Genomic DNA, 26591 nt, shown 5'->3' on the forward strand with positions numbered 1-26591 from the left:
CTACAGACCAGCCACTGACTAGAGAAACGGGGACAATCATGATCCGCCACCTGAGCTCGATCCACATCGCCGCGACCCGTCTGAGCGACCGCGTGCGCTCCCACCTGGAGAAGGAGGAGGGCGCCTCGACGGTGGAGTGGGTCATCATCACCGGCTTCCTCATCATCCTGGCGGCCGTCGTCGGCAGGGCCGTCTACGCCATGGTCCAGGGAGCCGCCGACGGCCTGAGCCTGCCCGGCATCGACTGAGCCGTCATGCGGTCCCTCGCCGGTCGCCTGCGCGCACGGCAGGAGACGGGTGCCTCCAGCGTGGAGCTGCTCGTCTTCTTCCCGCTGCTGCTGCTCATCGTCCTGATCACCATCCAGGTCGCCCTGAGCTGGTACGGCAACGAGGTGGCGATGAGCACCGCGCGGGAGGTCGCGCGCGAGGTGCGTGGCGGGGGCTCGCCCTCCGCGGCGGAGGCCGACGGGATCACCTACGCCCGACAGGTCGGCGTCAAGGCGCTCACCGACGTGGACGTCGACGTCGTCGTGACCGGGCAGGAGGTGACCGTCACCGTCTCGGGCGAGTCCATGGACATCGTCGCCGGGCTGGCGCCCCGCGTGAGCGCCTCGGTGACCTCCGAGCTCGAGACCTTCCGGGAGGACACGTGATGGCAGTCCTGCGCCGCCTGCGCCGCGCCGCGGCCTGCGAGGCGGGGACCATGTCGGTGGAGATGATCGTCCTGGTTCCCGTGCTCCTGCTCATCGTCATGATCGCCGTCGCCGGCGGCAGGCTCGTCTCGGCCGAGGGCAGGGTCGGGGCTGCTTCCCGGGACGCGGCCAGGGCGGCCTCCATGGAGCGCTCCGCGATGGCGGCGCGCTCGGCGGCCAACGCCAGCCTGCGGTCCTCGGAGGCGGCCGGTGACGACTGTTCCGCCGCCATCGACTCCTCCGACTTCGGCCGGGGCGGAGCGGTGAGCGTGACGGTCACCTGCCACGTGCGGCTGTCCGACCTGGGCCTCGTGTTCCTTCCCGGAACCACCACCGTCTCGGAGCGCTCCACCTCCCCGGTGGACACATGGAGAGGAAGCAGATGAGCAGTCCCCTGCGGAACCGTGTCCGGGTCCTGCGCACCCGCGGGCGGGAGAGCGGCTCGGTGTCGGTGTTCGCCATCATCATCGCCGCGGTCCTCATGCTCGTGGCCGGCCTGTGCATCGAGGGAGGGCGCGTGCTCAACACCCGGGCCACGATGGCCGACGAGGCCGAGCAGGCTGCACGGGCCGGTGCCCAGCAGCTGGCCGAGGGCGGGGTGCGTGACGGCGGGGCGGTCGTCCTCGACTCGGGCGCGGCGACGAGCGCCGCGCGGTCCTACCTGGCCGCCTCAGGTGAGTCGGGCGGCTCGCAGGTCGAGGTGACCGCCCAGCTGGTGTCGGTCACGGTCGAGCGTGACGTGCCCACCACCCTGCTCCGGCTCATCGGTGTCTCCTCGATCCATGTCGAGGTCACGGGAGAGGCCAGGACCGCCGTCGGCATCTACGAGGAAGGCATGTGATGTCCCTGAGCACCCCGAATCCTGCCGCCTCGGGCCCTCAACGCTTCCGCGCCCCGGTGGCGCGGACCAGGCCCCCCGCCTGGAGGTCCTTGCTGTCGGGGGCGGCCCTCCTGGCGGTCGTCGTCGGCCTGCCCGCCGTGCTCCTCACGACGCTGGGACCGCCCCCGGTGCCCAGCGACCTCGACCCGTCGGTGCTCCTCAGCTCCGTGTCCCCTGCAGCCCTCCTCGGCCTGCTCGAGTGGGTGCTGTGGCTCGGGTGGTTGCAGTTCACCGTGTGCACGCTGGTCGAGGTCGTCTCCGCCCTGCGCGGGGAGGGCATGCCCTCCCACATCCCCCTGTCGGGAGGCGTCCAGGGACTCGTGCGCCGCCTGGTCATCTCCGCCCTGCTGCTCACCAGCCTCTCGGCGCCGGTGGCCACCGCGGCACCGGTCCTCCACACCCCTGCCGCCGCGGCACAGTCCGTCGAGCAGGCCCCTGCCGCCGCCCCCCAGACGGCGGCCGACCCCGCCGGCACCCAGGCCCAGGCCCCCGCCCCGGGGCAGGAGGGCGTGCGGTACATGCTCGGCGACATCGAGCTCGACCGGGACACCGGCGCCGCGCTCGTGGGCCAGCGCGTCTACGTCGTCCAGCCCCCCGACGGCAGGTACCACGACAACCTGTGGGACATCGCCGAGCGCAACCTCGGGGAGGGCAGGGCCTACCCGGAGATCTACGACCTCAACGTCGGGCGCGTCCAGCCCGACGGCAGGTCCCTCGAGCTGGCCCGGCTCATCCAGCCCGGATGGCTCCTCGTCATGCCCGAGTCGGCGACCTCGGTGGACAGGGTGGTGGCCGTGCCCATGGAGAACCCGCCCCCGCCCCCGCCCACCGAGACCCCCGGCCAGGACGGCTCCGGGGTCGACCAGCAGGCCACCGGTGCCCAGGACGTCGCCCCCGCCGAGGTCCCGTCCGTCGGCGGGCTCCTGGCGGCCTGCCTCATCGCCGTCCTGGCGCGCCAGCGCCGCCAGTGGCTCGGCCCCGGTCCGCAGGCCGACGCCGCCGAGCTCGAGCGCCTCCTGCGCGTGAGCGCCGACAAGGACCGCGCCCGCCGCCTCGACGCGGCCCTGCGCTCCCTGGCCGTCATGCCCGACAAGCCCATGCCCTACGCCGTGGCGATCGACGACCACGCCTGCTACGTGCGCCTGGCCAGTCCCCGTCACGACGCGCCTGCCCCCTGGCACTCCCAGGAGGAGGGGCTGACCTGGACCCTGCGGGCCGGTCAGGAGCCGGACCCCGGCCAGGCACCGGCCCTCATGCCCGGTCTGGTGACGATCGGCCGCTCCGACAGCGGCGCGGACATCCTCATCGACCTGGGCTTCGCCGCCGGGCGGATCGCCGTGACCGGGGACCCCACGATGGCCGCCGAGGTCGTCACGGCACTGGCCCTGGAGCTGTGCATCAACCCCTGGTCCCAGGACGCGACGGTCGTGGGAGCCGGGCTGCCCCCGGCCCTTCATGAGATCGTCGGCCAGCGGGTCCGCCCCCTTGAGGAGCTGCGTTCGGTCCGACCCGGGCGTCCCGCCGACCTCGTCCTGACCGGTCGCCACCCCGGGGCCGTGGCGACCTTCGTCCTCGTGGCCGACGGACGGGACGCCGACTCCCTGCCCCGTGACGTCCCCTACGGGCTCGTCCGGGCGGGAAGCGCCCAGGACGCGCGGTGGACCATCGACGTCGACTCCTCGGGGACGGCCCACATCGCCCCCCTGGGGATCTCGGTGCACGCCACCCGGGCCACCGAGGGCGAGATCCGTGCCCTCGCCGGCCTGCTGGGTGCTGGTTCCCGCACGCAGGACGACGGCCGCCCGCCGGTGCCCGACCCTCCCACGCCCCCGGTGCGGACAGCCGCCCTGCGTGCGGCGCCCGTGCGCATCCAGGTGCTCGGCCAGACCCTTGTCGAGGCCTCGGGCGACCTGGACCACCCCCGCCGCACCATCCTGACCGAGGCGGCGATCTGCGTCGCCCTGCACCCCGAGGGGATCCGGCCCTCCGTCCTCGGCGCGATGCTGTGGCCCCTGGGCGCCACCTCCGACGTCGTCGACGCCACCGTCGACAGGCTGCGTCGATGGCTCGGCCAGGACGCCGAGGGTAGGCCCCACCTGCGCGAGGACGCCGACGGCAGGCTGCGCCTGGGCCCAGGAGCGGTCACGGACTGGGACGTCATGCGCTCCCTGCTGGCCGACTCGCGCACGGCCCCGCCCCGCCAGGAGGTCGAGCTGCTCATCGAGGCGCTGCGCCTCGTGCGCGGTCCGGTGGGTCGCGGGGCGCCCGAGGGCCGCTACTCCTGGCTGGCCCGGGTCCGCACGGCCCGGCAGGTCGACGCCCTCGTCGTCGACGCGGCCCACCGGGTCGTCGAGCTCCTGGGGGACACCGACCCTGACGGCGCCGCGCTCGCGGTCGACGCCGCCCTCCAGGTCGTCGACCTCAACCAGGTGCTGTGGCGCGACCGCCTGCGCCTGGCGGCGCGCCGCGGGCGGGGCGAGCTCGAGCGTGAGGTCCTCGGCCTCCTCGAGCTCGCCGGAGCCGACGAGCTGAGCCTGGTCGACCCGGCGACCGCCGCCCTGGTCGAGGACCTGGCCCCCGGTCTGTCGGTGCGCCGTCAACCGGCCTGACCGCCCGGCCGACCGGTCGGGAGGACAGCAGAGACAGGAGAGGGGAGAGTCGTGCAGCTGTTCGTCAGTGTCCTGCGGCCGCAGGAGGAGCGTGCGCAGGCACGTGACCTCATCGTCGTCGCCGAGGCCGACTCCACCGTCGCGGACCTCGCGGCGGTCCTCGACGAGGTCCTGCCCGGTTCCACGCCGGGACGCACCCTCCAGCTCGTCGTCGACCCCGCTCGGCGGCCCGCGGCACCGCCCTCGGACCTGTGGGACGGCTCGACACGCCTGGACCCCACCGGACGCTTGGGCGGTGGCGCGGTGCGTGACGGGATGCTCCTGTGCCTGGGTGCGCCCGGAGCGGAGGACATCGAGCCCACGGGCGTGGTCGAGATGCGTGTTGTCTCGGGCCGGGGGGCCGGAGCCGTCCACCGGCTGAGCCTGGGGCGCTACAGCCTGGGCGGTCCCGGCAGCGACCTCGTCCTGGCGGAGGTGGACGAGCCCGTGGCGACTCTCGTGGTCCGTGCCGGCGGGAGCGTGCTCATCCAGCCCAGTGAGGACTACGCGCACCGGACCGCACCAGTGCTCCCGGCACGTCGTCGGCCCCTTCCGGGTCCTCTCGTCCTGCCCTCGTCGGCCACGGAGGAGGCAGGAGGCAAGCGGCGCAGGCGGCGCGCGCGCCGCCGCAGGCGACGTCACGGCGCCGAGGACAGCGAGGTCCTCCAGGAACGGGAGATGCTCGACCCTGACGCAGCCCGTCACCTCCTCGAGCTCGACCGGCGTCCCGTTCAGGCCGAGACCGTGTGGGAGGCGGGGGCCGTGCTCATGGTCGGGCAGGTCCTTCTCACCGTCGGGCCGGTGCCCCAGGCCGACGCGGTGACCACCCCGACCCCGGGGGCGACGACCATCGACTTCAACCGGCCGCCGCGGCTGGCCCGCCCGGCCCGCGCCACGGAGTTCTCCCTGCCGCGCAAGCCCGAGCGCCCCGTCAAGCAGGGCTTCCCCTTCGCCATGATGCTCTCCCCGATCATCATGGGCCTGGGGATGTACCTCATCACCCGCAGGGTCTACTCGCTCATGTTCATGGCCCTGTCGCCGATCATGATGATCGCCAACCGGATCCAGGGCCGTTCCAACCAGAAGCGCAGCTACCGGGAGTACATGAGGCGCTACGAGGAGCAGCGCGACGCCACGGAGGACGCCGCGTTCAAGGCGCTCAGTGAGGAGCGTGGCCTGCGACGCGAGGACCATCCGGACCCGGCTGAGGCGATGCTGCGGGCCACGGGGCCACGGGCGGGGCTGTGGGAGCGCAGGCCCACCGACCCGGACTGGCTGGACCTGCGGGTGGGGACCGCCGACCGTCCCAGCGACGTCGTGCTCACCGACCCCAAGCGGGCGCGGCACGAGGAGCCGCTGCGCTGGACCGCACCGGACGTGCCCGTCACCGTCCCCCTGGCGACCCTGGGGGTCGTCGGTGTCGCCGGGGAGCAGCGCCACCGGGTCGTGGAGTGGCTCGCCGCCCAGGCGGCCGTCCTGCACTCCCCGGCGGAGCTCGAGATGGTCCTCATCATCAGTCCTGAGCAGGCCGGGTCCGCTGAGCGGCACGCTGAGCGCTGGGCCTGGGCGCGGTGGCTTCCGCACCTGCGTAACGCCGAGGGCGTGGGGGCACGTGCGCGGGTGGGGGTCGACGAGGACTCCGTGGCCCGCAGGGTCAATGAGCTGGTCGACCTCGTCGAGTCCCGGACGCCGGGCGAGGGCAGGAGGCGGGCGGCCGCCGGCACCCAGGTCCTCGTCGTGCTCGACGGGGCGCACGCCCTGCGCCTGCGCCCGGGGATGGTCCGGGTCCTCAGGCAGGGACCGGCGGTGGGCATCCGTTTCGTGTGCGTCGACGCCGACCGCACGTCCCTTCCCGAGGAGTGCATGGCGGTCGTGAGCACCGGGCCGGGGGACGCCGTCGTCTCCCAGACCGACGTCGACGAGGTCGAGCGGGTCATGCTCGACCTCGTGCCCGAGGGCTGGTCCGAGCGGGTGGCACGCGCCCTGGCCCCGGTGCACGACGTCTCGGCCCAGGGGGCCGACGCGACGATCCCCACGAGCTCGCGGCTCCTCGACGTGCTGCGCATGCCCGAGCCCACGGCCGAGACCGTCCTCGAGGCGTGGGGACGCGTGAGCCGGACGACCCGGGCCGTCATCGGGGAGGACGCCGAGGGGCTGTTCAGCCTCGACGTGCGCGCCGACGGCCCGCACGCCCTCGTGGCGGGTACGACCGGCTCGGGTAAGTCCGAGCTGCTGCAGACCCTCATCGCCTCACTGTGCGTGGGCAACACCCCGGAGGCCATGACCTTCGTGCTCGTCGACTACAAGGGCGGGGCGGCCTTCAAGGACTGCGCGAAGCTGCCGCACACGGTCGGGATGGTCACTGACCTCGACGGGCACCTGACCTCCCGTGCGCTGGAGTCGTTGGGCGCCGAGCTGCGCCGTCGAGAGCACCAGCTGGCCGGGGCCGACGCCAAGGACATCGAGGACTACGTCGGGGCGATGCAACCCGGAGACGAGCCGATGCCCCGTCTCATCATCATCATCGACGAGTTCGCGGCGATGGTCTCGGAGCTGCCGGACTTCGTGACCGGTCTGGTCGACATCGCCCGGAGGGGACGCTCCCTGGGCGTCCACCTCATCCTGGCCACGCAGAGGCCCGCCGGCGTCATCACCCCGGAGATCCGGTCGAACACGAACCTGCGCATCGCCCTGCGGGTCACGGACGAGACCGACTCCCAGGACGTCATCGAGTCCTCGGCCTCGGCGCACATCCCTCCGTCGGTCCCCGGGCGCGCCTTCGCCCGGCTGGGCCACGCCAGCCTGCGACAGTTCCAGTCCTCCCGGGTGGGTGGACGTCCCGCGGGGGCGCTGCCCCGGGCTGATCTGCGGGCCGCGACGCTCACCCTGGCCGAGCTCTCCCGCCCGGAGGCCGCACCACCGGCGGTCGAGGAGGACGCGACGATCCCGACCGACCTGGCCACCCTCGTCCAGGCCATCGGCGAGGCCCACAGGTCCCGGGGAGGCGCCGACCCGCACAGTCCGTGGCTGCCTCCCCTGGCCGAGGTCATCACCGTCGAGGAGCTCGAGCGCCGCCTGGGCGACGGGCAGGGGAGGCCTGAGCAGGGCGGGGGCGAGGCAGGCGGGGCTGACGAGGTCAGGGAAGCCGACGGGGCCGGCGGGGCTGGCGAGGTCAGGGAAGCCGACGGGGCCGGCGGGGCTGGCGGGCTTGACGGGGCCGGCGCGTCAGCGGACCCGCGCCGCAGTGGACACCTGCCCGCGCTGCCGCTCGGGCTCGAGGACCTGCCGAGCCTCCAGGCGCAACAGCCCATGACCTGGGACTACACCCGTGAAGGGCACCTGGGTCTGGCGGGGGCGCCGCGGTCGGGGCGCTCCAGCGTGCTGCGGGGCATCGCGGTGTCGGTGGCGCGCTCGGCCTCACCGGCGGAGGTGCACATGTACGGGATCGACGCCGGGACGGGGGCGCTCCTGCCGTGCCTGTCCCTGCCCCACGTGGGGGCAGTGGTCACCCGGGACCAGCCCGACCGGGTGCGCCGGCTGCTCCAGATGCTGGGACGGGAGGTGGCGCGCCGCCAGCAGGACCTTGCCGTGCACGGCTTCGCCTCGCTGTCCGAGCAGCGGGCGAGCGTCCCGGAGGACCAGAGGCTGCCCTACCTCCTTCTGCTCATCGACAGGTGGGACTCCTTCGCGGCGAGCTTCGAGTCCGTCGACGGCGGGGCGCTGCTGGACAGCGTCGAGACCCTCATGCGTGAGGGTGTCGCGGTGGGGCTGCGGGTCGTCGTCGCAGGGGACAAGACGACGTTCCGGGGCCGCTTCGGCATGATGCTTGAGGACCGTCTTCTGCTGCGCATGCCTGCGGCAGAGGACTTCGAGCTCATCGGCTTGCGTTCACGCGACGTGCCCCTGACGATGCCCGCGGGGCGGGCCTTCCGCTCCGGCCCGGTGCCCAGGGAGGTCCAGACCGTCCTGCTCTCGAGCGACACCTCAGGAACCGCGCAGGTCGCGGCCATCCACGAGGCCGGTCGGAGGTCGGTGGAGCGGTGGGGCGAGATCGACCGCTCTCGTCGTCCCGGCCGGGTCGACGAGCTGCCGGTGACGATCTCGACCGCCGAGGCCCTCGAGCTCGGCCCCGTTCTGCGTCCCGGAAGCATCGCGCTGGCCGTGGGCGGGGACGACCTGGGCATGCTGCCGCTCATGATGGACGACGTCGGCAACGGCATCCTGGTGACCGGGCCGCGACGCTCCGGGCGGTCGACGGCCCTCGTGTTCGCCACCGAGACCGCGTTGGCCAACGACGCACGGGTCGTGCTCGTCCTCCCGCGCCGCTCCCCGCTGTCCGCCCTGGCGGACAGGCCGGGGGTCGTCAGTGTGCTCAACGCCGAGGCGAGCGCCGATGACCTGCGGGCCGTGCTGGAGGAGCGCCGCACCGAGACGCTCATCGTCATCGACGACATGGACGTCCTGGGTAACGAGCACGCGATGGGGCCGGTCTTCGAAGAGCACCTCAAGGTCTGTCGGGACATGCCGGGCGGGGTGATCGTCGGCTGCGGGATCGACGAGATCGCGGGAATGTACCGGGGACTGGTGGCCCAGGTGCGCAAGAACAGGACGGGGCTTGTCCTCGCGCCTCGCTCTGCTGACGACGGCACCCACCTGTCCGCGAGACTGCCCCGGTCGACAGGCGGTGCGGTTCCCAAGGGGAGAGGGGTACAGATCACCACCGCGGGCTGGACCTGGGTGCAGGTACCCCGCGTCGACGACCCGAGTGCTTAGGCGCAAAGACCGTCACATCAGAGTCCCCGCGGGATACGTCATGCGCTATGATCATGCCAGGGGTGCTCTTATGGCAACGAACAAGAAGAAGGAAGCCGTCGGACGAGTCCTTGCTCAGGTGAGAGACAGCCAGGCCGCCATGTCGACGGCGGCGGGCACCTCGAAGGGTGCCGACCTGAGCGCCGACCTCGAGGCAGTGTGGATCTCGACGATGGCGGAAACGTACAAGACCGACATCGCAGGGATCGTCGACGACGCGGCCGGCTTGTGGTCCGGGGTCGAGGCCGACCTGGAGGCTGATCACGCGGCGATGGCCGATGAGGTGGAGGAGGACAGCCCGGAGGCAAGATGGCCTCTTGAGAGCGGCAGCGGAAGGGCTCTCCCGACGCCCTATATGTGATCCGCGTCTCAAGAATTTTCCCTGAACTCATACAGAAACGGAGCATCCAGCCGTGGCCTACGTGTATCTCGACCCTGAGGGCCTGCAGACCTATATCAATGACCTTGAGTCGCACGCGACGGACATGGATGACGAGCGGGCGACCGTCTCCCGCGTGAACACAAGCGAGTCCGATCCGGCGGGCATTGCGGGCTCGATCAACCTCGGGTCGACCATCGACCAGAGGTGCGCTGATCTTCGCGAGAAGAAGAATGAGCTGCAGATTCGCCTCGACGAGGCGGTCGCGATGAACGAGTCTGGTATTACGCCGATGGACGCCGAGGGGCGCGTCGCCTACTATCTTCCTGATGCCGGCCCAGGCTCGCAGGACACTGTCGAGAACGTCCAGGCATACAACTCGGAGTCGGTTGCGAACGCCGAGGCGGACGCGGCCGCCATGGCGCAGGCAAGAAGCTCGAGGGACGGTGTCGCTGAGGACGGGCGCACCGTCGACGACATTCTCGAGGAGATGGCCAAGCATCAGGACGTTCCTGCGTACGGTGCGACTTTCGTCAACACCTACGGGATTGAGGAGTTCATTGAGCTGCCGATCGGCATGCGATGGAACTACACGAGTACTGCCGGATCCGGGGGTACGGCTTCGGGGCAGCCCAAGCTGACGACCGACTGGGATGCTGTGGATCGTGCGAACGGCATCCTCGGCCATATTCTTGCCGCAGCGACCCGGACGGAATCGTATCCTGAGGGGTACTCGTCGTGGTCGGACGCGATGTACGCGACTGTCACAGAGGAGGGTCATCGCGGGCGGATGTCAAGTTTGAACGCGCTTCTTGCTGCGCCGGGTGCGGTGTATGACACCGAGACGCTAGTCGAGCTCGGTGACCAGTTTGAGGACCTACCGTTCGACGGCGACCCGGCGAGCAGCACCCCGGATTCTGTCAACGGGTGGCATGATGACGACTACGGCTGGATGTACAACGAGGGACGGGCGCTGACCGGTTCGTCGATGGACCCGATGTACGGGGTCATGATGGCGATGGGGAACAATCCGGACGCTGCTCATGAGTACCTGACGGCTGGGAACGGTCATCCCGACGGAGACGCGGGGTGGGAAGTGTCGCCGGAGATGGAGGAGCGGTGGCGCCTGCTCACCGAGCGTAGCTGGGACTCGGAGGTCGGTCTCGATGCGTTCACCGCGGCTCAGGCTGCGGTCTCCTCGAAGCGCGGTGACAGCGATTCGGACGTCTCTGACTCTGCGACCTGGGTGACGGCGCGGGCGATCGAGCACATGGTCAACGAGGTTCCCTCCGACCAGTACACCGACGCGATGAAGGAAAACCTCTCGGTTGTCGTCGCCAACTGCTCAAGCGAAGCTGTCGCGGTCGCACAGGGAGGGAGCCCGAAGGGTCTTGGCCTCTCAGGCGAGGAACCTGAACAGAGCACCGCAATCACGTCGCTTATCTATCGTATTATCGATAACGAGAATGCTGCCGCTACCGTTTCCGCCGGCATGGCTCAGAGTGCCGCCGATAGGACCGACGTGACTACAATAGGTAATCTTGAGCTCAAGTATGCTAAACTAGGTGCGGTATACGGGTATCTTGACGCAATTGGAACTGAACGACAGGCGGACCTGAGTGGGGCGAGTGCTTCTGAGGAGGAGGCCGCCAAGAACTCGGTGAACACTGCTCTCAGTGTCGTCATGATGGTTGCCGGTACTGCCGTCTCGGGGCCGGCCGCGTCCTTGGCGTGGGGTGTGGGGACGACGATCACCAAGCCCTTGATCGCTGATCAATTGGTTCCTGAGTCGAGTGATCCCTCGGTGCAGATTCCGGTCGGGAGGCGTGCTTTGGAGTCGCAAGGATACATTGAAGCGGTAAACAGCGGGCTGCTTCCCGGCGGCGACGCGGTATATAACGAAGAATTCATCACAGACCAACACGGTAACCGGTATGAGTGGTGCGTGACCGACGATGAGGGCAATCCGTACTTTGACCTCTCGGTCGGATCGAAGGATGATCAGAGTGATGAGGTTCACGACTGGGCCATCTTGGTTGAGGAAAGTGTACCCAATGATCTCGATGGAGGCGCATTTGGGCGGGTCAATTCTGGTGTCGAGACTGGTGTTGGTCGTGGTGAGGCGCGTATCAAGGGAGGTTCTACTAGTGTGGATCGAGTCGAGATCAAGAAGTAAGACGTTCCCGCCCGCAGGGGCTGTCCGTCTGCGCTGTCGATCGAGATGGCTGCGCCGTCTGGCGAACAGTGTACGAGTATTGTGTGCTGTGATGCTCGTGGGCGGGGTTTCGGCCTGTGAGGTCGTCAAGGCTGATCGGGGAAGCGGACAGGAGTCTGCTACTGCGCAAGGGTCGCCGCTGTCGGACGAACGGATATGCGACTTGTTTCCGAACGATGATCTTGTTGAGTTCGGTTTTCCGACATACCATCAATACGTTTCCGATTATGCTGGTGTTGAGGAGTACTATTTTCTGTGTCGACTAGACTCCGATTACGATCCTTTTGGTTTACTTGACGTCAGCTACTCCCAGGACCCCAAGGTCGGCAACGGCGATATTATTCCCGCAATTTTTCAGTTCGGGGAGGTTCCGTCGGTGTTCCCGGAGACGGTGGAGGCGTTGTCGCTTGCGTCGGTTGAGGGTGATGGGTGGGTCTTTGTCTATGACGTATCGATGTACGTGGTGTGGTTGTATCCTGATGGTTTTCGGACGGTTGTCCGTTTGACGTCGTGGACTCCGGGTGGGCCGACGGAGGAACAGATGTCGCGGTTTCTTGTTGTTCTTGAGCCGGCCCTGGCTGAGCTACCGCAGCGTGCAGCTCGGGTGAAAGCGGAGGCTGCTGAGGAGCGGGCGCGAGAGGAGTCGTCGGCGGTTCCGACGGGAGGTGAGACGCCGTGAGAAGAATGTGGCGCGGGGTGCTGGGTTCTGGTGTGCGCGGCCTTGTTGCTGTCGGAGTGGTCGTGGCGGCGGCCGGGTGTGGTGTTCTGGCTGGTGATGAAGCCAGTCCGACACCGTACGCCAGCTGGACGCGGGAGCCGAGGCCGTTGGAGGCGTTGGCTGAGGAGGTCGTCTGCGGAGTGTTCTCCAAAAATGATCTTGCTCAGCACCTGGGTTACCAGGCGTCCTACTATCGTCTGCGTACGAGCCCTGCGGGGCAGTTGCGAGGCGACTGGTACCTGTGCCTCGTGGAGCCGTTTGAGAGCGGCAACCTGGGGACCATCACCGTCAACTACTCGCTGTTCGATGATATCTGGGTTCCGGAGGGCGATCCCGATCTGCGGTTCGATGGAATCTCAGCCGCCTACCCTGGGGAGGCGCAGCCGTTGGTATTCGGCACGGTCGAGGGGGAGGGCTGGGTGTGGGTGGATTACCGTACGGCATATGTTGCGTGGCGTTATCCCACCGGGTACGTGCTGACGGCATCGATGGAGACGGCAACCGCGCCGACGGCAGAGCAGATTGCGGGTTTCCAGGCCGTCATGGAGCCGGCGCTGGGACAGATCCCTGGGCTGGCTGGTGGTCCCGCTCAGGCGGAGGAGGTGTCGGCACCCACAGGAGTTCCCACGCCTTCAAGCACCGGCTCCTCGGAGTCGACTCCGACACCATGACTGCTGGCTGTGCTACGCAGATGTTCCTGCAAAGAGAGCAGGCGCTCGGCAAGACTCGAGCGTCCGGTGGTCTGGTGTGTTCTCTATCGGGATCAAGAAGTAGTTGGCGTCGATCTTTATGGAGGAGCTGACAAGTGGTAATGCGTCTTTATCGCGCCCGTGTCGGCGTGGGTCGATACATCTACACCATTGTGTTGTGCAGTATTGTGTTGGCGCTGTGCTCCTGCATGAATAACAGTGGCACGGCACAGCCATCAGCAACGGCTGCGGCTACCCCTTTGTCCGATTCCACTATTTGCGGGGTTTTTCCAACGATAACCTCAGATCAGAACTGGGATTCGAGACGTTCTATTATGCGTATACGAGCTTTTCGGGGCCCGGCGTAAACGGACCTGACGAAGAAGGTGGCCGCAGCTACGTCTGCCATATGAGATCAAACACAAATCCGTTCGGCGACGTGAATATCACCTACGGCGTAAGCGACGAACTGCATTTTTCGGGTACGGCTGATGGCTCTTCAATTAAGCTCGACGAAATTCCCACGACCTATCCGGACGTCGCGATTCCGGCGACTTTTGATGGCCGCAGCGGGGAGCGCTGGGCATGGACTGACGGAGTGTCGACCTTCGTGGCCTGGAGGTATCCAGACGGGTATGTCCTCAGTGCCCAACTCACCTCGTGGACCGCTGGCGGACCAACAATCAGACCAGGTAGATGACTTTCATTCCGCGCTGGAAGGCGTGATCGACACAATTCCCGGTGTGGCTGCTGGTCCGCCTCAGGCTGTTCGGAGATCGGCGTCGAGCAGTCATGACAATACTGGGTCCGAGCCGACGGCATAAAGATGTTGCGCGGGGTGCTGGGTTCTGGTGTGCGCGGCCTTGTTGCTGTCGGAGTGGTCGTGGCGGTGGCCGGGTGTGGTGTCCTGGCTGGTGATGAGGCTAGTCCGACACCGTACGCCAGCTCGACGCGAGAGCAAGAGCCGTTAGAGCCTTTGGCGGAGGAGGTGATCTGCGGGGTGTTCTCCAAGAACGATCTGGCGCAGCACCTGGGCTACCAGGCGTCGTTCTTTCGTCTGCGTACGACTCCTGCGGGACCGGTCCTCGGGTGCTGGTACCTGTGCTATATGACGCCCTTTCGCAGTGACAATATAAGGGCTATTCGAGTGAACTACGCGGCATACGACGCGATCTGGCTTCAAGATGACGTATCTGATCTGCGGTTTGATGACATTGCGACAGCATATCCTGGCTCGGCTCGGCCGTTGGTATTCGGCACGGTCGAGGGTGAGGGCTGGGTGTGGGTGGATGACCGTACGGCTAATCTTGCGTGGCGTTATCCCACCGGGTACGTGCTGCCGGCGTCGATGGAGACGGCAACTGCGCCGACGGCAGAGCAGATTGCGGGTTTTCAGGCTCTCATGGAGCCGGCGCTGGGACAGATCCCTGGCCTGGCTGGCGGCCCGGAGCGGTCGGAGGAGGTGTCGGCACCCACAAGAGTGCCCACGCCTTCGAGAAGCGGCTCCCCGGGGTCGACTCCGAATCCATGAACCGAGGTGTTGGAGGGCGGATGTGGCTGTCGGAGCGAGCGGGCTGTGGTATGGAAATCGGGCGTCCGGTGGTCTGGGTGTTCCTGGTCGCCTGTTGCTGAGGAGACATGTGATGGCTCGTGGTCGTGCGCTAGGTAGTCGTTGGCTTACGACGGTCGTGCTGATTCTGTGCTCTGCCACTCTTGTTGTCGGAGTGTCCGGGTGTGGCGCTGCCGATAATGGTGATGAGCCGGCTGCTCGTGCCGCGCGGTCCCCGCCGTCGGATAAATGGATCTGCGGCCTCTTTTCAAACGATGACCTTACGAACGTCCTAGGTTTTCACACCTACGATCAGGATTCCAGAGGCTCGGGATCAGGGGACCAATTTTACTCAACGTGCAAAGCCAAGTCCAACCGGCAACCCTTCGGATTCCTCGAGATAACATACGGTTATAGTTCAGATGTTGCCCAACTTGGGTTGCGTGGAAAATACCAGTTCGGCGAGGTTCCGTTGGTCTTCTCCGATACGGTGGAAGCGGTGTCCTACGGTTCGGTGGAAGGTGATGGGTGGGTATTTGTCTCCGGTAATCTGCTTTATGTGGTACGGGCGTATGCTGATGGTTTTCGGGCTGTCGCCTGCTTGACGTTCTGGGATTCAGATGAGCCGACCGAAGAGCAGATATCGGGGTTTGTCGTTGTTCTTGAGCCGGCTCTGGCTGAGCTTCCGCGGCGTCAGGCTCGGGCAAACGCAGAGGCCGCTGAGGAGCGAGCGCGAGAGGAGTCGTCGGCGGTTCCGACGGGAGGTGAGACGCCTTGAGAATAGTGTCCCTCGGCTCGTTCGCTTGATGCAACGTTCGTTACTGCGACGAAGTTTTTCGGAAGGCAGGACAATCTGTTCCGACGGTCGCGACTTGGGCGTCCTCGATCATCGTGCTGACGAGACTTGACCCCTCCAGTCCGGCCTGCAGGTCGGTAGTTTGGGGTAGGCTTGTGGTGTTCCTGGTGGCCTGTTCCTGAGGAGGCTTGTGATGACCGGTGCGCGTATTGCGGCTCGTCGTGGTCGGTGCGCTGCTGGAGTCGCGGCGGTGCTGGTGGCGGTGTCGGTGGTGGCCTGTTCGGGCTCTGGTGGTTCGGGTGCCTCGGCGAGTCCGTCGGGGGACGGCTCGGCGTCAGCCACGGCGGCGGGGTCGGCCAGCGGTAATGCCTCGGCCGCCGGGTCGGTGGATCCTGGGCAGGTGACGGCGGAGTCGCTGTCTGATGAGGAGCTGGGGTACACGGTGACCTCGGTGCCGGAGGGGATGGATGCCGTCCAGGCTGAGGTCGTGCAGGCCTACGTCGCCTACGACCAGTTCACCTGGCGCCTGTGGTTGACCCCCGCCGGCACGGGGACGGGCATGGAGGGCGCCGACGAGGTCATGACCGAGGATGTCCGGGAGTCGATAGCGGGACAGTGAGGTTTTCTCACCGGGGTGGGGCGTGCACCCGGCCTGATCGTTGGGATGCTGGGGGAGGGTGCGTGTCGTGTGGGGGTGCACGCGGGGAGCGCATCCAGGATGGGTTCTGACCAAAGAAGCACCCCTGAATGCGAGGTCCCCGCATGCTGTCCTATCGTGCCACCCTTGACGTGCCATCCGCTACCGCCCGAACCGTGTCGGCCTGGCTGGCGGCTCACCGCCGCTGGCACGACATTCGGCCTCATCAGAGGGCGGCGACGCCCTGGGTGCAGGCTGTGATGGTGCTGCGCTGGCTCAACGAGGCCACCAGCATGCGCACCCTGGCCCGAGACGCCGGCATCTCGATCGCCACCGCCTACAGGTACCTGCATGAGGCCCTCCAGGTCATCTCCTCCCAGGCCCCTGACCTGATCGAGGTCATCACCCAGCTGCGCCACAAGGGTGAGCCTTTCGTGTGCCTGGATGGCACCCTGATCCGCACCGACAGGGTCGCAGCCCGCACCGAACGGGGCAACCACTCGTGGTACTCGGGCAAGCACAAGGCCTTCGGGGGCAACGTCCAGGTCATCACCGACCACACCGGATTCCCGGTGTGGGTCTCGCCGGTCGAGCCGGGCTCGACCCACGACCTGACCGCTGCGCGCGCCCACGCGCTGCCCGCCCTGTACAAGGCCGCCTCCCAGGGCATGCCCACCCTGGCCGACAAGGGCTACATCGGCGCCGGCATCGGCGTGCTCACACCCGTCAAGGGCGCCAGACCCTGCCCCGACGACGCCACCTACAACCATCTGCACGCCAGTCTGCGCTCGCCTGCCGAGAGGGCCAATGCCATGCTCAAGCACTTCAAGGCCCTCCAACACGTCACCCTCGACCCGCACACCATCACCCACATCACCGCCACAGCCCTCGTCATCATCAGCCTCAACAAACAACCCCGGTGAGAAAGGCTCAGTATGCCGGGCGTCAGCCTGGGCAGTACCTCGAGGGGCAGGTCCGTACGTCGATCGAGGACGTCTTCGTGTATGACGGGGCGCTGCCGGAGACCGCTGAGGTCATTGTCTGCTCTGATCGGGGTGACATGCGGGACTATGACGCCTCCGGGCAGGACGTGACGACCCCAGGAGTCCAGGGAAGTTTTGAATACTCTCTCTCCCTGGAATCGACCGGCGATCGATGGCGCGTGAGCGGGGAGACGATCCTGTCGCGGAACCAGTGCTCCGCGTGATTGGTACGCGGAGGACGAGGTCCGTGAGGACTCTCGGGAGGCTGGTTGGTCGGGTGCTGCTCGCATCGGTGCTGGTGGGATCGCTCGTCGCACTGCCAGCGGCTCCTGCACTCGCAAGGGGCCGTTCTAACTCTGGCGGTTCGGTGGGTCCGTCCGGTTCTCGGCGCATCTGTGCGGGACAACGCCTTTGAGCGTGTCGGCGTGCTACGACGTGATCTTCGCGGCCAGCGACGGGCCAGCGGGCACCTGGGGTCGGCGACGACGACCTCGACGGTCGACATCCCGGTCGCCGAGGTCCAGACCCTCAACACCACCACCGAGGACTGAGCGATGACTGAGTTGTGTTCAAGTCGGGTGTATGACTCGCGTCTCGGGTAGGCTTGTGGTGTTCCTGGTGGCCTGTTCCTGAGGAGGCTTGTGATGGCCGGTGCGCGTGTTGCGGCTCGTCGTGGTCGGTGCGTTGCTGGAGTGGCGGCGGTGCTCGTGGCGGTGTCGGTGGTGGCGTGTTCGGGTTCTGGTGGTTCGGGTGCCTCGGCGAATCCGTCGGTAAGCGCCTCGGCGTCAGCGACGGCGTCGGGGTCGACCAGTGGTACCGCCCCTGTCTCTGCCTCGGCCGCCGGGTCGGTGGATCCTGCGCAGGTGACGGCGGAGTCGCTGTCCGACGAGGAGCTGGGGTACACGGTGACCTCGGTGCCGGAGGGGATGGATGCCGTCCAGGCTGAGGTCGTGCAGGCCTACGTCGCCTACGACCAGTTCACGTGGCGCCTGTGGTTGACTCCCGCGGGGACGGGGACGGGCATGGAGGGTGCTGAGCAGGTCATGACCGATGCTAAACGGCAGTCGATCGAGGACCAATATTCGGAGCTTGAACAGGGACAACACCTAGAAGGGCAGGTCCGAACGGCGATTCTGAATGTTAGTGTCGACGACCAGCCCAGTTCCTCGCATGCTGTTGTCATGATATGCGCAGATCGTGGTGACATGAAAGACTACAATGGAGCTGGCCAAGATGTCACTGCCTCAGATATTTCAGGGCGCTCCGAGCGAGTGATGTATCTTCTGCGCACGAACTCGGGATGGAAAGTCGACAGCGAGCAGCCTGTGTCACAGAACGAGTGCACAGTATGACGGCGAGAATTGATGCTGAGAACCATCGGATACGCCATATGGGGGCGGCCGTTTCGGCGATAGCGACTGTTTTGCTTGCCGTTCTCCTAGCTTCTCCGGGAGCGGCTTATGATCGAACTCAGTCGGAGGGTTCGGTGGGTCCGTCGGCTTCTGGTGGTGTTGATATCTCGGTGACTGTGACCTATTCCTTGGCTGGTGAGGGTTCGTCGGGTGCGGGTGGGTCGTCCTCGGGTGGGTCGACGGTGACTGTGGCGGCGACTGTTCTTCCGGTGTGCGGGTACGAGCAGGGTCTGAGCGGCAGGCAGATGGCTGAACGGTTGGGGGACCCGAACGAGACGCCACCTCCGTCCCCGGGTAGTTCGGGGACGGCGACCGATCATCGGCTCGCGAGGTATCCAAACTATCCGGCCTACGCTGATGAGGACGACGGGTTCTGGTACTTCCCGAGGTGCTGGCCTGAGCGTGCACCGGACACTGATCGCAGTCTCTTCATCGGGATGGCTTTGGGCTACGTGTTCGGCAACCCGCAGGTGTATGTGCCTGCGGGGTCGGCTCCGCCTGCGCCGATGATTGACGGGCGGACGCTGGCGCGGGCGGCGTGGGACGCGGTGACGATCCCTGACCCGCAGATCGGCTACAACCCGACGCTGGGGGACTCGGGTGCGACGCTGGTGGGGTGGTACACGTGGGTGTGGGCCACAGGCGACACCCCTGCCCAGGTGACGGCCACGGCCACGGCGGGGCCGGTGTCGGCGACGGTGACGGCGGTGGCTGGTGGCCTGGACCTGTCGGCTCCGGACGCTGAGGTCGACTGCACGGGCTTCGGCATCCCGTGGTCGCAGGGGGCCTCGGGGACGGACTGCACGGTGGTGTTCACCCGATCCTCGGCCCACCTGGGCGGGACGACGCCGTTGAGCGTGTCGGCCTCCTATGACGTGACCTTCACGGCCACCGACGGAGCGGCCGGCGACCTGGGGTCGGCCACGACCTCGAGCACGGTCGACATCCCGGTCGCCGAGGTCCAGACCCTCAACACCAGCGAGGACTGACGTACCGAACGTTCAGTCGTCGACGACGGGCATCCGGGTTGCGTTGGCCGCGACGTCGTGTGACAGGGAGCGGCGGATCAGGCGCGCAGTGCCTCGCCCATGACGTCCAGGCCCACGCTTCCCAGTCGCAGAGCGCGGGTGTGGAAGTCCGTCAGGCTCGTGCCGGCTGCCAGCGCCTCGTCGCGCGCTGCCTCCCACAGACGCTGACCCACCGAGTAGGACGGCGCCTGCCCCGGCCAGCCCAGGTAGCGGTCGAGCTCGAAGCGCAAAAAGGACTCGTGCATAGCCACGTTGTGCCGCAGGTACGCCCACGCGCTCGGAGCGTCCCACACCCCCTCGCCGACACCGGGCAGCACCGCGAGCTCAGCCGGGCGCTCCTTGCCCAGGTGGACGCCGATGTCGAGCACGACCCGGGCCGCGCGCAGCCGCTGGGAGTCGAGCATGCCCATCCGGTCCCCCGGGTCGTCCAGGTAGCCCAGGTCCGCCATGAGCCTCTCGGCGTACAGGGCCCACCCCTCCCCGTGCCCCGAGACCCAGCACGCGAGGCGACGCCAGGAGTTGAGCTCCTCACGCAGCCAGGTCTGCATCCCCACCTGCAGATGGTGGCCGGGCACGCCCTCGTGGTAGACGGTCGTCCGCTCCTGCCAGGTGGCGAACTCGGTGGTCCCCTCGGGCACCGACCACCACATGCGACCGGGCCGGGAGAAGTCGTCGCTGGGGCCGGTGTAGTAGATGCCGCCCGTCGTCGAGGGGGCGATCCGGCACTCCAGGGTGCGCAGGGGGGCGGGAATGTCGAACTGTGTGCCGTCCAGGGCCGTGATCGCCGCGTCGGAGACCATCTGCATCCACTCACGCAGGGCCTCGGTGCCATGCAGCGTCCTGGCCGGGTCAGCGTTGAGGCGCTTCATGGCCTCGACCACCGAGGTGCCGGATCCGTAGAGCTCGACCGCGATCGACCGCTGCTCAGCATCGATCGCGGCCATCTGCTCGCGGCCCCACTCGTAGGTCTCGTCCAGGTCGACGACGGCGCCTAGGAACTCCCTGCTCAATCGCGCGTACCGTTCGCGGCCCACGGCGTCGGCCTCGCCGGCCACGGGAAGCAGCTCGGTGCGCAGCGTCTCAGCCATTGAGGCGTAGCCGGAGCGCGCCGCGGCGGCGGCCCGCGCCAGCTCCTCGGACAGCGCCGCAGGCAGAGGCTCGCCGTCTGCGGTCACGGCGCCACCGAGGAGCACCGTGTACGAGCTGGTCGACTCCCGGGCCTGGGCTCGCGCCTGAGAGATGCAGGCCTCCACCTGCCGGCGGGCCGGAACGAGGCCGCGCTCACGGGCCAGGAGCAGGGACTCGGCGTACTGGCTGAAGGCGCGAGGAACGGCACGAAGGGTCGAGGCGAAGGCCTCCCAGTCCTCGACGGTGTCGGTGGGCAGGAGGTCGGCAAGATCGCGCAGGCTCTGGACGGGAGACACGATGGTGTTGAGATGGCGCAGTCTCTCCCCGGCCTCATCGAGCTCAAGCTCGAGCCCCAGGCGCTCACGCATGGCTGAGAGCGTCACGCGGTCGACCTCGTCGACCGCCTCGACGCCGTCGAGCTCGCGCAGGGTGGATCGGGCCAGGTCGCTCAGGGCCGCCAGGCCCTCGGGAGAGTAGTCGTCGAGCTCACCGCGACGGCCCGGCAGCGCCTTGTCGACGGCGAACTCGGGGGAGAGCTCGGCCAGCCGCGACACGTAGTGCTCGGCCACCGCGTCGACGGCAGTGGGCGTGCGGTGGGCGGAGAGCGCCTGATCTGTCATGAGGCGAAGGTAGCGCACGCCCTGCGCCCCGGGCCGGTTCGGTGCCGGTGGGCCTCGGAGGTGCGACCGTGCCGGATGCGGCGATCTCGAGGTGCCACATGTCGCGATCTCGAGGTGCCACATGTCCCGATCTCGCGGGAGGGGAGGGGTGGGACGGGGCGGTGTGGTGCGGGGTTGTCGAAATGAGGCCCATTCGTGACCACGGAAGGCGATGCGTGTCATTGAGGTGTGTCTGTGAGGAGCCGTAGCCTCCTCGGGACTGAACTCAGACCCCACTGTGTGAGCACGAAAGGTTCGCCGTGACTCCCGTCCCCTCTTCCCGAAGTGGAACCGCCGTCCCCCGTCGAGTGGGTGCGATCGCCGTGATCGCGGCGCTCGTTGTCACCCTCCTGGCGGCTCTTCCGATGTACGCACGTGCAGCAAACAACGCTGGCATCGTCGTGTCCAACCTGTCGCTGGTGTCCTCGGATGCTAACGGCGTCGAGGATCCGAGCGACACGAGCATCAAGGTTGACGACTACCTCAAGCTGTCCTTCGACTGGGACGCCAGTGCGGCCAACGCCAAGAGCGGGGACTCCTTCCAGATCACCTTGCCGGTTGAGCTGCGCAATCGCGAGTCGATCACCGAGAACATGACCGTGAGCTACAACGGCAGTGCCCACGTCATCGGCTCGTGCGCGATGGAGGCCCAGACGATCACCTGCACCTTCAACAGCCAGCTCGACACCCTCGTCAACCAGGGCTTCACCGGCCTGCAGGGCAGCGGTTCGGCTCTCGTCCTGGCCGCCGAGGCCACCGACGAGTCCACGGTGACGGTCAACGCGAACGGCCAGGCCACCGAGGTGGCCGTCCCCGGGGGGAAGATCGCAGAGAACGTCGGGCTGCCCTACACCGAGCAGTGGCTGACCAAGTGGGGCTTCCCCGTCACTAGTACCTCGAGCGAGATCAGCTGGGAGATCACCTTCGGTGCCTCCCAGGTCAAGCAGGCCCTGGCCCAGTCGGGCACCGAACTCGTCGTCGACGGCTCCACCCGCTCGACCATCACCTTCACTGACGAGATCTCCCCTGGGCAGACCTATGTGACCGACATGTCGAAGTGGCAGCTGAGCATCGGCAGCGCTCAGGGGCGCGACTACTTCTACGGGCAGGTCACCGACGCAACCGGGGCCGACCAGGACACCAGGGTGGGTGACTTCGACATCGCTGTGCAGCTCAACGGGACCACCGCGACCGTGACGGTCACCGGCCCCTTCGCGCCCGACACGAACTACCACATCTACTACAGCACCTCGCCGACCTCGGCCGACGGCATCGTCCAGCCCGGCGTGGAGTACACGAACAAGGCCGCGGTGGTCGGGACGGGCCTGGAGGAGTCCCACTCCGTGTACTACACGAAGTCCTTCACGATCAGCGTCGACATGGCGCCCGGATTCGGGGGCCTGGGGATCACGAAGCTTCTCACCGGTGCCCAGGCCACGCAGGTTCCCGCGTCGACGACCTTCGAGGTCACCATCGACTACGTGCTCCCCGGCGGTGCCACGGTCGACACCTACGCCGGCTGGATCCCGCCGGGAACCGTCAACGCCGACCGCACCGGCGGAACGACGACGATGACTGTGACGACCGGGGAGAACACGACCTACAACGGGACCTTCCCCAGGGACACGGTCCTGACCCTCAGCGAGGACACCTCGAGCGCCTCGACCACGCCGGCCGGAGTGTCCTGGGGGACCCCCGTGTTCACGGTGGGCGACCAGACGACCAACACGCTCACAATCGGCAACCAGACCTCGACGGCTGTGACTCTGCGCAACTCCGCCGACGACGCTCCCGTGGAGCAGGGCGACTTCACGGTGACCAAGGAGCTGGCAGGGGACGGCGACTTCACCGGGTCGACCTACACCTTCTCCTACACCTGCACGGACGGGACGACCGGCACGCTGTCCGTGGCGGGCGGGCAGACCTCCGCCCCGTCCCAGAAGGTCGCCGCCGGCTCGACCTGCACGATCACCGAGGACGCGGCCTCCGCGGAGCGTGCCGGCTACTCGCTCGTCCTGCCCGCCGAGCAGACGGTTCAGATCGTCAAGGACCAGACCGCCGCGCTCACGGTGACGAACACCTACGACCAGGACTACGGCACCTTCTCCGTGGCCAAGGTCATCGCCGGAGACTTCACGGCGACCGACCCGGGGACGGTGTCGGTGAGCTACCAGTGTGATGACGCGGCGGCCACGAGCGGGACGCTCGTGCTGACCATGGGCGGCAATGCCGTCCTGGGACCGCTGCTTCCCGCCGGAACGACCTGCGTGCTCAGCGAGGACGCCTCCTCCGCCGAGCGTGCCGGCTACACGGTGACGACGAGCTGGTCGCAGGACTCAGTCACGATCGTCAAGGACTCCACACCGGCGGTCACGGTGACCAACACCTACACGCCGGTCCCCAGCCCGTCGCCGTCGGCCAGCCCGTCGGAGTCGCCCTCGGCGAGCCCGTCGGCCTCGGCTTCGGAGTCTCCGTCGGCGAGCCCCTCGGCGTCGGTCTCGGAGTCTCCGTCGGCGAGCCCCTCGGCGTCGGTCTCGGAGTCTCCGTCGGCGAGCCCCTCGGCGTCGGTCTCGGAGTCTCCGTCGGCCAGCCCCTCGGCGTCGGCGTCGGAGTCTCCGTCGGCCAGCCCCTCGGCGTCGGAGAGCGGGACGCCTGCGCCAGCCGCGACGGCGAGCTACCCGTCGAACGGGACTCCGACGACCCCGACGACGAAGACGACAAGGACGACGAGGACGACCTCCTCCCTGGCGCGCACCGGTGCCTTTGTCGCTATTCCGGCGATCATCGCGGCTGGCGCGCTGGCCGGTGGTGCGCTGCTCGTGCGCCGTCGCCGGGACTGAGCCCCGGTCGGCCTGAGCGGCCAGCCGGCTGAGCGGTCGGGCGGCCGAGCCCTTGAGGTTCGGCCGCCCGACCTCTCGCCATGGCCCGGCCGGCCGCGGACGCGCTCGTCATCGAGCGAGGAAAAGTGTCACTGTGGACCGCAAATGGCCGGGCTCGCCGACGCACGAGACCCCACGAACCGTGGAATCACGCCGATCCCCAGGTGATCGAGGAGGTCCTCGGAGCCCGATTGTGGTCCACGGTGACACATGGGAACCCTGACACGTGATCCCGGCGGCGGAGGGGGCTCTTCTGCGGGGCCCGCGTCGATGCGTGCGCGCTCACCGAACTCAGTGAGTGAGGGTGATCGTATCCTCCGGGCACCTCTACGTGGGCTCCGGGACCCATGGCCCCGGAACCCGGCCGTTGCTACGGTGGCAGGCAGTTGTCGGTGAGGGGAGGAGCGACGCAGACCGTGCTGCGGGCCCCGCCCGAGACGGGAAGGGGGCATTCGTGTACCGGGTGAGGGCGTCGTGGCTCGCGCGCAGGTACGGTTTGGGCCGGGTTATCGACTTCGTAGCACTGCGTCCGTCGCTGGCCCAGGTGGTCGTCTTCTGGTCGCCCCTCATCCTCGTCGTGCCGGTTGTGCTCATGCACGCGGCGACGGGATACGGGTTCAACTGGGAGGCGCTGGCGGTCGCCGTGATCGGGTGCCCGCTCATGTGGCTCGTCGTGCAGTCCGACAAGGTCGCGATCTGCGAGGGCGGTCTGCTCATGGGGGGATTCGGGCCCTTCTTGCGACCCTTCCGGATCCGGTGGTCGCAGGTCGACCCGGCGACGATCGTGTTCCTCACCTCCTACCAGCGGCTCCACGACACGGTGGCGCCCGGACAGCACGGACTGCAGCAGACGTCCTCCGCGCGCAGGGGCCCAGCGCACGGCTCGACCGCCCTGTGCCTGGCGGGACCGCGGATTCGTGCTGCTGCCACAGGACGCCTGGTGATGAACGAGCTCGTCAACACGGTCCACGGCGGGCACCTGTGGAGCGCGGGGATCGGGAGCCGTCGTGTCGAGCGCACCCGTCGGGCGCTGCTCACGGCCTGGGCGCCCCTGCTGGGCCCCGACATCCGGCGTCTTGAGCGCCAGCTGGCCGGGACGATCAGGCTCGACGAGGACCCCGTCGTCGCCGCGGCCCAGATCCCCGGGTTCATCGCCCCCTGGGACAGGCGCCCCCGGCCGGTGGGTGGCGGGCCCTGGGGGAGCGGTCCGGGGCCGGTACCGGGCCAGGTGGCGGGACGGGCTTGAAGGCGAGAGCGCCCGCGGGGGAGCCTGGTGCCGTGAGTGCCGCAGCGACCGTCCCGCCCCTTCCTCCGCTCAGGGACCCTTCCACCCCGTACACGGTGGTCATGGTCTGCACGGGCAACATCTGCCGCTCGGCGATGGCGCAGGTCGTCCTCATGGACCGCCTGGACGTGGCGGGCGAGGGCTCTGGCGTCGTCGTCACCTCAGCGGGCGTCTCGGACGAGGAGCACGGCCACCCCATGGACCCCCGTGCCCGACAGGTCCTCAGGGCCCACGGTTACGGCGAGAGCGAGGACGCGGTGGGCCGGGCCGTGTCCGCCGCGATCGACGGGCACGTCGCCCACCGCGTGTCGGACCGCGAGCTCAAGACCGCCGACCTGCTCCTGGCGATGACGAGGGCCCATGAGGCCGAGCTGCTCCGGCGGCTGCGCGCGCTGAGGCTCGATGAGGGGCGGGTGCGGATGTTCAGGAGCTTCGACCCGCTCGTCTCCGACCGGTCGGGGGCTCCTCAGGGGCAGCCCCGGGGACGCGACCTCGATGTGCAGGATCCCTGGTACGGGACCATAAGCGACTTCGAGGACACGCTCGCCGTCGTCGAGCGGGTCTGCGACGTGCTGGCGCCGGCTCTCAATGAGGTCGAGGGACCCACGGCGCGTCGGTGATGTGCGGGAGGACCTGGTGCGTCAGCGGCCGGGGCCGCGCTCGCGACTGCGAGCCCTGAGTCCTTGTCGGACCCGGAAACTGAGTGCACGGCAGTCGACCAGTGCTGACCGCTGTGCGCCGGTCAGGATTGCGTGCTGCACCCGCGCCGGCTGTGCTCGACCGGTCATGTGACTTTCGACCGTCTATGTGACGTCGTTTCGACGGTCGAGGTTTACATGACCGGTCGAAGTACAGATTGGCGGTCGAGGTGCGGTCCATGTGGCAGGGCGGAGGGGGTGGCTCTGGTCTGGGCTCTGGGCTCTGGGGTCGGGGGTAGTGTGGGTGTGTTGTCTCCTGTTGTCCCTGGTTGGAGGGTTGTCCATGGGTGCGATTCGGTTGAGAGGCCTGGGGAGGGTACTGTCCGCGGCGGTGGTGGTCGTGGTCGCAGTGGGCGGTGTGTCGGCGTGCTCGTCGGGGGACGGTGAGGCGGGTGCCACGGCGTCGGCGTCTGAGACGCAGGGGTCGGGTGGGGCCTCTGGTGGTGCCTCGGCGAGCGGGGGTGCGACGGCGGAGGCGACCGGGGGTGGGAGCGCGCCGGCGAG

Annotated in this window: 19 protein-coding genes; 18 read left to right on the forward strand and 1 reads right to left on the reverse strand. The window is 68.1% G+C overall.

The window, feature by feature from the left end; genetic code table 11:
• The first annotated feature begins 38 nt into the window (after positions 1-38).
• The 15 genes from EL245_RS09000 to EL245_RS09065 all read left to right on the forward strand — a co-directional run bounded on the left by EL245_RS09000 (position 39) and on the right by EL245_RS09065 (position 19399).
• Complete coding sequence (locus tag EL245_RS09000; protein WP_126382834.1) at positions 39-248, forward strand: hypothetical protein; 210 nt, start codon at positions 39-41, stop codon at positions 246-248.
• 6 nt (positions 249-254) lie between these two features.
• Positions 255-653, forward strand: coding sequence for a TadE/TadG family type IV pilus assembly protein (locus EL245_RS09005; RefSeq protein ID WP_126382835.1), 399 nt, complete (start codon positions 255-257; stop codon positions 651-653).
• A complete protein-coding gene (locus EL245_RS09010) occupies positions 653-1078 on the forward strand; it encodes a TadE/TadG family type IV pilus assembly protein (protein ID WP_126382836.1) in 426 nt (141 codons plus the stop codon). Before EL245_RS09005 ends, EL245_RS09010 begins: the two co-directional genes overlap by 1 nt.
• Positions 1075-1533 (forward strand): TadE/TadG family type IV pilus assembly protein, encoded by a 459-nt coding sequence (locus EL245_RS09015; protein WP_232009709.1) that lies wholly within the window; start codon positions 1075-1077, stop codon positions 1531-1533. The genes EL245_RS09010 and EL245_RS09015 overlap by 4 nt, the downstream gene beginning before the upstream one ends.
• Entirely contained in the window at positions 1533-4181 is a 2649-nt protein-coding gene (locus tag EL245_RS09020) for a LysM peptidoglycan-binding domain-containing protein (RefSeq protein WP_126384298.1), read from the forward strand. The genes EL245_RS09015 and EL245_RS09020 overlap by 1 nt, the downstream gene beginning before the upstream one ends.
• 51 nt (positions 4182-4232) lie before the next feature.
• Positions 4233-8993, forward strand: coding sequence for an FtsK/SpoIIIE domain-containing protein (locus EL245_RS09025; RefSeq protein WP_126382838.1), 4761 nt, complete (start codon positions 4233-4235; stop codon positions 8991-8993).
• Positions 8994-9063: 70 nt separating this feature from the next.
• On the forward strand, positions 9064-9393 hold the full coding sequence (locus tag EL245_RS09030; protein WP_126382839.1) for a hypothetical protein: 330 nt from the start codon (positions 9064-9066) through the stop codon (positions 9391-9393).
• Positions 9394-9445: 52 nt separating this feature from the next.
• Entirely contained in the window at positions 9446-11587 is a 2142-nt protein-coding gene (locus tag EL245_RS09035; RefSeq protein WP_126382840.1) for a DUF6571 family protein, read from the forward strand.
• 88 nt (positions 11588-11675) lie between these two features.
• A complete protein-coding gene (locus tag EL245_RS09040; RefSeq protein WP_126382841.1) occupies positions 11676-12305 on the forward strand; it encodes a hypothetical protein in 630 nt (209 codons plus the stop codon).
• The gene (locus tag EL245_RS09045) at positions 12302-13015 is read left to right on the forward strand and encodes a hypothetical protein (protein ID WP_126382842.1); all 714 of its coding nucleotides are present in this window, start codon (positions 12302-12304) and stop codon (positions 13013-13015) included. The genes EL245_RS09040 and EL245_RS09045 overlap by 4 nt, the downstream gene beginning before the upstream one ends.
• Before the next feature lie 2763 nt (positions 13016-15778).
• Entirely contained in the window at positions 15779-15997 is a 219-nt protein-coding gene (locus tag EL245_RS09050) for a hypothetical protein (RefSeq protein ID WP_126382843.1), read from the forward strand.
• 143 nt (positions 15998-16140) lie between these two features.
• Entirely contained in the window at positions 16141-16938 is a 798-nt protein-coding gene (locus EL245_RS09055) for a transposase family protein (RefSeq protein ID WP_126381755.1), read from the forward strand.
• Positions 16939-17423: 485 nt separating this feature from the next.
• Positions 17424-17549, forward strand: a complete 126-nt coding sequence (locus EL245_RS13870; RefSeq protein ID WP_269471390.1) for a hypothetical protein — start codon at positions 17424-17426, stop codon at positions 17547-17549.
• Positions 17550-17861: 312 nt separating this feature from the next.
• On the forward strand, positions 17862-18350 hold the full coding sequence (locus tag EL245_RS09060) for a hypothetical protein (protein WP_126382844.1): 489 nt from the start codon (positions 17862-17864) through the stop codon (positions 18348-18350).
• 497 nt (positions 18351-18847) lie between these two features.
• Positions 18848-19399, forward strand: coding sequence for a hypothetical protein (locus EL245_RS09065; protein ID WP_126382845.1), 552 nt, complete (start codon positions 18848-18850; stop codon positions 19397-19399).
• 77 nt (positions 19400-19476) lie between these two features.
• On the opposite strand, the gene EL245_RS09070 is transcribed toward EL245_RS09065, so the two are convergent.
• The gene (locus EL245_RS09070; RefSeq protein WP_126382846.1) at positions 19477-21186 is read right to left on the reverse strand and encodes a DUF885 domain-containing protein; all 1710 of its coding nucleotides are present in this window, start codon (positions 21184-21186) and stop codon (positions 19477-19479) included.
• Positions 21187-21590: 404 nt separating this feature from the next.
• Here EL245_RS09070 and EL245_RS09075 point away from each other — a divergent pair, with 404 nt between their 5' ends.
• From EL245_RS09075 to EL245_RS09085, 3 genes are all read left to right on the forward strand, one after another.
• Positions 21591-24065, forward strand: coding sequence for a DUF7926 domain-containing protein (locus EL245_RS09075; protein WP_161512731.1), 2475 nt, complete (start codon positions 21591-21593; stop codon positions 24063-24065).
• A gap of 493 nt (positions 24066-24558) precedes the next feature.
• The gene (locus EL245_RS09080) at positions 24559-25350 is read left to right on the forward strand and encodes a hypothetical protein (RefSeq protein ID WP_126382848.1); all 792 of its coding nucleotides are present in this window, start codon (positions 24559-24561) and stop codon (positions 25348-25350) included.
• 32 nt (positions 25351-25382) lie between these two features.
• Positions 25383-26009 carry a low molecular weight protein-tyrosine-phosphatase gene (locus tag EL245_RS09085; RefSeq protein ID WP_232009710.1) on the forward strand — a complete coding sequence of 209 codons (627 nt, stop codon included), beginning with the start codon at positions 25383-25385 and terminating at the stop codon, positions 26007-26009.
• Positions 26010-26591 lie beyond the last annotated feature (582 nt).

Source organism: Actinomyces howellii, from assembly GCF_900637165.1.
Classification (GTDB): domain Bacteria; phylum Actinomycetota; class Actinomycetes; order Actinomycetales; family Actinomycetaceae; genus Actinomyces; species Actinomyces howellii.

Bases quoted from the DNA above. Each gene is read 5' to 3' on its own strand.
- EL245_RS09015 (WP_232009709.1), top strand. From the start codon at position 1,075: ATGAGCAGTCCCCTGCGGAACCGTGTCCGGGTCCTGCGCACCCGCGGG.
- EL245_RS09055 (WP_126381755.1), top strand. From the start codon at position 16,141: ATGCTGTCCTATCGTGCCACCCTTGACGTGCCATCCGCTACCGCCCGA.
- EL245_RS09075 (WP_161512731.1), top strand. From the start codon at position 21,591: ATGTACGCACGTGCAGCAAACAACGCTGGCATCGTCGTGTCCAACCTG.
- EL245_RS09010 (WP_126382836.1), top strand. From the start codon at position 653: ATGGCAGTCCTGCGCCGCCTGCGCCGCGCCGCGGCCTGCGAGGCGGGG.
- EL245_RS09005 (WP_126382835.1), top strand. From the start codon at position 255: ATGCGGTCCCTCGCCGGTCGCCTGCGCGCACGGCAGGAGACGGGTGCC.
- EL245_RS09065 (WP_126382845.1), top strand. From the start codon at position 18,848: ATGGCTTTGGGCTACGTGTTCGGCAACCCGCAGGTGTATGTGCCTGCG.
- EL245_RS09070 (WP_126382846.1), bottom strand. From the start codon at position 21,186: ATGACAGATCAGGCGCTCTCCGCCCACCGCACGCCCACTGCCGTCGAC.
- EL245_RS09020 (WP_126384298.1), top strand. From the start codon at position 1,533: ATGTCCCTGAGCACCCCGAATCCTGCCGCCTCGGGCCCTCAACGCTTC.
- EL245_RS09000 (WP_126382834.1), top strand. From the start codon at position 39: ATGATCCGCCACCTGAGCTCGATCCACATCGCCGCGACCCGTCTGAGC.
- EL245_RS09030 (WP_126382839.1), top strand. From the start codon at position 9,064: ATGGCAACGAACAAGAAGAAGGAAGCCGTCGGACGAGTCCTTGCTCAG.